The sequence below is a fragment of the Paenisporosarcina sp. P5_A11 genome (genome assembly GCF_056400705.1).
This window is the reverse complement of the sequence record NZ_JBFUKT010000167.1, coordinates 1-7,266: the sequence shown is the minus strand read 5'-3', so window position 1 is coordinate 7,266 and position 7,266 is coordinate 1. Positions and strand designations below refer to the sequence as shown.

General features: G+C 35.6%; 8 protein-coding genes. 5 read left to right on the top strand and 3 right to left on the bottom strand.

The features are described from left to right. Positions 1 to 199 precede the first annotated feature (199 nt). The 3 genes from AC1DOS_RS16405 to AC1DOS_RS16395 form a co-directional block, all read right to left on the bottom strand. Entirely contained in the window at positions 200 to 1,192 is a 993-nt protein-coding gene (locus AC1DOS_RS16405; protein WP_477538367.1) for a M23 family metallopeptidase, read from the bottom strand. Positions 1,193 to 1,353: 161 nt separating this feature from the next. Beyond that, on the bottom strand, positions 1,354 to 2,055 hold the full coding sequence (locus AC1DOS_RS16400) for a gamma-glutamyl-gamma-aminobutyrate hydrolase family protein (protein ID WP_477538366.1): 702 nt from the start codon (positions 2,053 to 2,055) through the stop codon (positions 1,354 to 1,356). A gap of 46 nt (positions 2,056 to 2,101) precedes the next feature. Beyond that, a complete protein-coding gene (locus AC1DOS_RS16395) occupies positions 2,102 to 3,004 on the bottom strand; it encodes an aldo/keto reductase (protein ID WP_477538365.1) in 903 nt (300 codons plus the stop codon). A 208-nt stretch (positions 3,005 to 3,212) separates the two neighbouring features. On the opposite strand from AC1DOS_RS16395, the gene AC1DOS_RS16390 reads away from it, so the two are divergent. The 5 genes from AC1DOS_RS16390 to AC1DOS_RS16370 form a co-directional block, all read left to right on the top strand. Then, complete coding sequence (locus AC1DOS_RS16390; protein WP_477538364.1) at positions 3,213 to 3,761, top strand: ribonuclease FAU-1 family protein; 549 nt, start codon at positions 3,213 to 3,215, stop codon at positions 3,759 to 3,761. Positions 3,762 to 3,800: 39 nt separating this feature from the next. Then, complete coding sequence (locus AC1DOS_RS16385; RefSeq protein WP_477538363.1) at positions 3,801 to 5,129, top strand: D-serine ammonia-lyase; 1,329 nt, start codon at positions 3,801 to 3,803, stop codon at positions 5,127 to 5,129. A 138-nt stretch (positions 5,130 to 5,267) separates the two neighbouring features. Continuing rightward, on the top strand, positions 5,268 to 5,501 hold the full coding sequence (gene tlp / locus AC1DOS_RS16380) for a small acid-soluble spore protein Tlp (protein ID WP_108586578.1): 234 nt from the start codon (positions 5,268 to 5,270) through the stop codon (positions 5,499 to 5,501). 402 nt (positions 5,502 to 5,903) lie between these two features. After that, a complete protein-coding gene (locus AC1DOS_RS16375; RefSeq protein WP_477538362.1) occupies positions 5,904 to 6,632 on the top strand; it encodes an amino acid ABC transporter ATP-binding protein in 729 nt (242 codons plus the stop codon). A gap of 15 nt (positions 6,633 to 6,647) precedes the next feature. Beyond that, on the top strand, positions 6,648 to 7,266 hold a 619-nt coding region (locus AC1DOS_RS16370; RefSeq protein WP_477538361.1), incomplete at its 3' end, for a transporter substrate-binding domain-containing protein.

Genomic DNA, 7,266 nt, shown 5'->3' with positions numbered 1-7,266 from the left:
GTACACCATATGCTCAATCGCACTACAATAGTACATAAAATATATGTATACTAACTTTATTATATACTGGAAAGTAGAATCCAGGATATATTCTATATAGTTATACTTTTCTTAATAAAAAATCATGAAACATATATTGCGTTCTTACAGAGAAAAGATCCAGCAGCTAACAAGCGACTGAACCTTATTTTCTTATATTTTAACGTGAAGCTTTTCGTTCTTGTTGTTCCCATCTTTTGAGTGAAGGATAAGGATCATAAGCCCATTCTGTTCGTCCATTATATTTATACATCCCATAGTGAAGATGGGGAGGAAAACGACCACTAGTCCATTTCTTCCCATATCCTGTACTACCGACATAACCAATTATTGTCCCAGGTTTTATGATATCGCCTTTTTTAATGTCTTTGCTAAAGCTGGATAAATGAGCAAAGTAATGATACGTATTTTGTACATCACGAATACCTACTCGCCAACCTCCATATTCATTCCAACCCTTAGTTTCAATTAATCCGTATGTGGTTGCTCGCACAGGGACACCATAAGAGGCAAACAAATCAGTTCCTTCATGAATTCTGCGACCACCCCATCCTCTTCTGTCTCCCCAGGTGCTTCGGTAGCTATAATCTTGATTAACTGGAAGAGGAAAGGCGTTTTGATCTAATTTTAATGTCTCAAAATGTTCGTAAATCTTCGCAATCGTCATAATTTGGGTAACTGATTGTTCATTCTTATAGTATGCCTTTAATGCCCGTTTAAATTCTTTTTCACTATCTGAGTGATTGCTTAAGAAATGAGCCATGGTTAGCATCACGTCGTCATCATTTTTTTGATCTGCAAATCCGTCATTATTTCCATCCATCCCGTTCCCATCAAAAAAGGCGATGGATGCAGAGAGAGTATCATTTTTAATCGGATTGTTGACACCAACCCAGTAATCATTAGAAAATTGTATGGCAACTGTTCCTTCTCGCTTTGTGAGATCATTACGCACTTGTTGGATGTTCCGTTCAAACTGATCCACAGCTGCTAAATAATACCAGGGTAATGTTAAATTAGAATATTTTGTATAGGTTTCCATCCGTTCATCTAGAATTTGTTCTCTTGTCTGTTGATCTGTTGCTGAAACAACGGAGGAACCGAGAAAGAAAAATGCGCTCATTATACAAGTTAATTGAAAACATCGACTCAAATCAAAATACCTCCTTTTTTCAATACATTTTGTAGTTTTCCCATTCCGCATGTTTTCATGAATAGAAAATGATGTAAAGAGGATATTGATATTAGTCTAAAGAAACAAAAAAAGGCCATTATTTAAGAATGACCTTTCGAAATTTATTATTTTTAAATATTTTATTTTTCACATGACAATATAAATGCTTCAAAAATGGCTGTTGATGCGTGGTCGTTTTTCGATAACAAACACTCCGGATGCCATTGTAAGCCCATGACAAACTTGTGGTTCATACTTTCAAAAGCTTCAATTATCCCATCACTGGCAATTGCACTCGCTTTAAAGTCAGCAGGAATTTTACGTACAGCTTGATGATGAAAACTATTCACTTTAAACTTTTCTACTTGGACGATATCACTTAGCTTCGAGCCTTCACTAACATGAACAAAGTGTGATGTATGGCTCCTTGGAGCAAGTTGAGTATGTTGTAATAGTTTATTTTGCGATTGCATGTAAATATCTTGATACATATCCCCACCAATTGCGATATTCAAAATTTGCAAACCTCTGCAAATCCCGAAAATAGGTTTATTAAGCTTCATCATTTTTTGGATGATGTCTATTTCAAACTCATCTCTTTCAGGTGTAATAGTTCCAAGATTTTGATGAGGCTCTTCATTAAATAAAGTGGGGTCGATGTCTCCACCGCCGGTTAAAAGCAAGCCATCAAGTAATTCGACAATCGATTCGATAGCACCCACCTGAAGGTTTGGGAGGATTATAGGTACACCACCAAACTTGGTAATAGCATTTATATAATCTATTGGGACTGACAGCACATGCTCATTTAAACTTGAAGAAATACCTATAATAGGCTTCAAATGATTATTTCCCTTCACTGTGTTTTTGATTATTAAAAGTTTGGAATTAAGCTATTTCGTGATCCATCGAAACTTGCAAGATCTCAAACCACTGATCTCTTGATAATGTTAAATCTAATGATCGTATTGCGGACTCAATCCGATCCATTTTACCGGAACCAACAATCGGCATAATATTTGCAGGATGACTTAATAACCATGCATACAGAACTTCGTCAATTCCGTGTGCGCCGATTTCACCAGCAATTCGCTCCAACGTATCACGCAAATTCTTCGCTCTTTGATCATTAGAAGAGAAAATACTTCCTCCTGCTAGAGGTGACCAAGCCATCGGCGTAATTTTTTCTTCTTGGCATAGATCTAGCGTGCCATCCTCGAAGTTCTCTAGTTGATAAGCAGAAAGCTCAATTTGATTTGTGATTAGTGGGAAATCTAAATAGGACTGAAGCATTTTATAGTGTGAACGTTTAAAATTCGAGACACCAAACTGACGAACTTTACCTTCGATTTTCAGCTGAGTGAATGCTTCTGCTACTTTTGCAGGGTCCATAAAAGGATCTGGTCGATGGATAAGGAGAACATCTATGTAATCAGTTTGTAGGTTTTGAAGTGACTGATTTACTGACGCAATAATATGCTCTTTACTCGTATCATATGATTTAACACTGTGTTGTGGTCGATTATTAGAAACAAGTTTAATGCCGCATTTCGTTACAATTTCCATTTCTTTTCGAAGCTCTGGTTTCAATGCAAGGGCATCTCCAAATTTTTTCTCACATGTATAATTACCATAAATATCTGCATGATCAAATGTTGTAATACCGGCTTTTAAGCAATCTTCAATGAGTAAAAGCACGTCTTCATTTGACATATCCCACTCTGATAACCTCCATAAACCATGAATGATTCTTGAAAAAGATAAATCTTCTGAAAGTTCTACACGTTGCATTATTTTTTCCTCCAATTTGATTAGAATTGTTGAGATATATGTTCACGATTAACGTAACACAATTTGGTCAATAATGGCAGAGAGAAGAATACAATATTCAAAAGAAGAAAATCTTGTTCATTTCTCGATTATTTGTCGAGAATCCTAAACATTGTTATAACTGAACATATTAATTGGTATAATTAGGATAGGTAGTTTTATTTGGAGGGTGTATGTATTGAAAAGGAAATACGGTGATCGCTCAGAATGGAAACGAGTTATTGATAGAGATTATACGCAATCATTTTTTGATACTAAAGAATTCAAAGGATATGTAACCTTAATAAAAGTTAATAAAGTTGCGGCACCTTTATCTACTAAATATGGAGAAGAAAAATTTTGCATCGTGGATGATGGGTATATTTGGCTTCAACACTTTCCCACGAATAAACATCATTCTGTTACAACCATGTTTAATGATAAAGGTGAAATTGTTCAGTGGTACATTGATATTTGCTATAGAAATGGCTTCAAAAATAATGTCCCATGGTTGGATGATTTATATTTGGATATTATCGTCCTACCATCGGGTAGAGTCATTCAAAAAGATATTGATGAACTAGAAGAAGCTCGGTCCAAAGGAATAATTGATGACTATTTATACAATATGGCATGGGCAGAAACAAATGAAGTAATGGAATTAATTAAACAAGGGAACTTTAGTTTACTTGAGATGTCGAATACTCATAAAGATCAATTGTTAAAATTACTAAATTAACTAGTAATTCTTTGTTGACGCCGAGAAAGGATGTAGAACATGGTCTTTGAGCAAAAGGAAATAGATAAATGGATACAAACATATCCACTTTTAAAACCTATTATTAATTTGGAACCAGTTGTGTGGTTGAATCCTTCTCTGAAAAAGATGAATCAATTATCGCCTATGGCAGTAAACAAAGAAGATATGGAAGATGCAGCTCGCTTATGGCAGCGTTTTGCTCCATTCTTGGCCAATGAATTTCCCGAAACGGAAAAGGTGAAGGGAATCATTGAATCGCCTCTAAGAAAAATAACAAATAGTAAAGATAAGCTTAACCTTATACACCATACCAACATACAAGGTAATCTTTATTTAAAATGTGATAACGAACTGCCAATTGCGGGCTCGATAAAAGCACGAGGCGGTGTCTATGAGGTCCTTTATTATGCTGAAAAATTAGCCATTGAAGCGGGATTAGTTAACCAAGATGATGATTATATCGTATTTTCAAGTAATAAATTTAAAGAGTTTTTCAAGCAATTTACAATAGGTGTTGGCTCAACAGGTAATTTAGGTTTAAGTATCGGCATTATTGGTTCAAAGCTTGGTTTTCACGTATCCGTTTACATGTCAGCTGATGCAAAGCAGTGGAAGAAGGACTTATTGAGGTCAAAAGGAGCAACAGTTCATGAGTTTAAAGGTGATTTTGGGGAAGCTATCTTCACTGGCAGACAGCAAACCATTGGGAGTGTAAATGGATATTTTGTGGATGATGAAAATTCAAAACACTTATTTTTAGGTTATAGTGTGGCAGCTATTCGACTTCAAAAACAACTTGAAGAAGAAAAGGTACTTGTTGACGCAGAGCATCCTTTATTTGTTTACTTGCCTTGTGGCGTCGGAGGTTCTCCAGGTGGGATTGCATTCGGGTTGAAACAAGTCTTTGGTGACCATGTTCATTGTTTCTTTGTAGAGCCTACTCATTCACCAGCTGTGTTAATAGGGTTGTTAACTGGTGAAAAGGAAAAAGTGTGTGTTCAAGATTTTGGAATAGACAATCTAACTGAAGGGGACGGCCTAGCTGTAGGAAGACCTTCATGTTTTGCCTCATCTATTAGTGAAAAATTGGTAAGCGGTATTTATACAATCGAAGATGACGAGTTATTTAAATATTTAGCGATCCTTGCAGATAGTGATGGAATCTTTTTGGAACCTTCTGCTGCAGCAGGTCTAGATGGTCCAGGGAGAATCTTAGCGTCAAATTATGTACAACAACATAATTTGGATACTTCACAAGCAACACACATCGTCTGGGCAACGGGTGGTGCTCTAGTGCCAAAAGGCGACATGGAAGGGTTTTATAAGAAAGGAAAGAGTTTTATTTGATCTGATTGATTTCAAGTTCTACAAACATAATTTGGATATAAAATGTGTCATCCAGCAGCTAAGTCAGTGCTGGATTATTTGTTATTCAAAAGTATTCATAAATACATTTGATGAAATTGGGGAAACTATGGGAAATTAATGACAAGAAATACCCCGAAACCTGATGACCGTTCTGATAATGTTGAAAAGATCCAAGATACAATAAAAAACACAATTGCTAATATGGAAGCCGCTGAAGAAACAATGGCTTTTAGTGATGGAAAAGAAATTGAAGCAATCAGGGAAAAAAATGCTCGCCGTAAAGAAAGCATTAAAGGATTGCGAGAAGAAGTAGTTGATGAAGCTACAGATCGAAAGAACGGGAATTTATAAGTAAAGATAATTTTTAAATGTGAAATTCCAAAAGTAACAAGTGTAGATATTAACAAGAGAATCCAGCAGTAAGTTGCTGGATTCTCTTTAATTTTGCATTCATGGCTGCAATTGTCTCACCTTTTCTATTGAAAATTGCTACAGCAATTGAACGTAGCCCTACTTCATTTCATTATTACCTTCTGTATAACCTTAAGAACGAAATGTTGCTAAGTGTCCTTCGAAATCTTCAAAAGTTGTAATTGTTTTATCTGTAAATGCTTCAAAATTTCGCACTATTAAGAAGACTGATTATATAGCCTTGTTTGACTATGTCGAAAAGTATGAATATAATTAAATAGATTCAGAAAATTTTTAATAAGCAAAATACATAGAGTAATTGTTTGAAATAGGAGGTAAAAAATGATTGAGTTTGAGCAAGTAAATAAGTTTTATGGTGATTTTCAAGTTTTAAAAGATATTAATTTGAAAATTAATAAGGGCGAAGTAGTGGTTGTAGTAGGTCCTTCTGGTTCAGGAAAAAGTACTTTATTACGTTGCATGAATCATTTAGAAACCATCTCTGAGGGAACTCTCACTGTAAATGGAGTTTCAGTAGGAGATAAAAAAACCGATATTAATAAGCTTAGACGTAATATTGGTATGATTTTTCAGCATTTTTATTTATATCCACACAAAAAGGTGCTTGAAAATATCACTCTAGCCCCAATGAAAGTATTGGGACAAAGCGTGAAAGAAGCAAAAGAGACGGCTATGTATTATCTCGAAAAAGTAGGGATTTCAGATAAGGCCGAATCTTATCCTTCCCAGCTATCTGGGGGGCAACAACAACGTGTGGCAATTGCTCGCGGTCTGGTAATGAAGCCAGAAATTATGCTTTTCGATGAACCAACTTCTGCTTTAGATCCAGAAATGATTGGCGAGGTTTTAGACGTAATGAAAGCCCTTGCAAAAGAAGGAATGACGATGGTTGTCGTTACACATGAAATGGGTTTTGCTAAAGAAGTTGCAGACCGAATCGTCTTCATGGATGAAGGTAGAATATTGGAAGAAGCAGTTCCGGCTGAATTTTTCGAGAATCCCCGTGAAGAACGGGCTCGACTATTTTTAAGCCGTATATTAAATCACTAATAGGGGGAAAAAGGAATGTTTAAAACAAAAAAATTATTAAAAATGGCTTTCGTATCTACAGTAGCTGCTGCTTTTCTTGTTGGTTGTGGTGGGGGCGATGATGCAAAAGAAGATAAAGATGTGCTAGCTCAAATCAAAGAAGATAAAAAGATTGTTTTTGGTGTAAAATATGATACTCGTTTGTTTGGATTGAAAAATCCTTCAACTGGTGATGTAGAGGGATTTGATATTGATCTTTCTAAAGCACTAGCAGAGGAAATGTTTGGTCCAGATGTAAAGCCTGAGTACAAAGAGGTTACATCAAAAACTCGAGTAGGACTATTGAATAACGGTAAAATTGATGCAGTAGTTGCTACGATGACAATTAATGAAGAGCGTAAAAAAGAAGTAGATTTCACTGATGTATATTTTGATGCTGGTCAATCACTGCTTGTGGAAAAGGGAAGTAAAGTTCAAGGTATTGAAGACTTATCAAAAGATACAACTGTCCTTGCTGTAAAAGGTTCAACATCAGCTGTAAATATTCGTGAAAAAGCTCCAGAAGCTAAAGTTCTTGAATTCGAAAACTATGCTGAAGCATTTACGGCATTGAAGTCAAATAAAGGTGATGCTCTTACTACAGATGATTCAATCC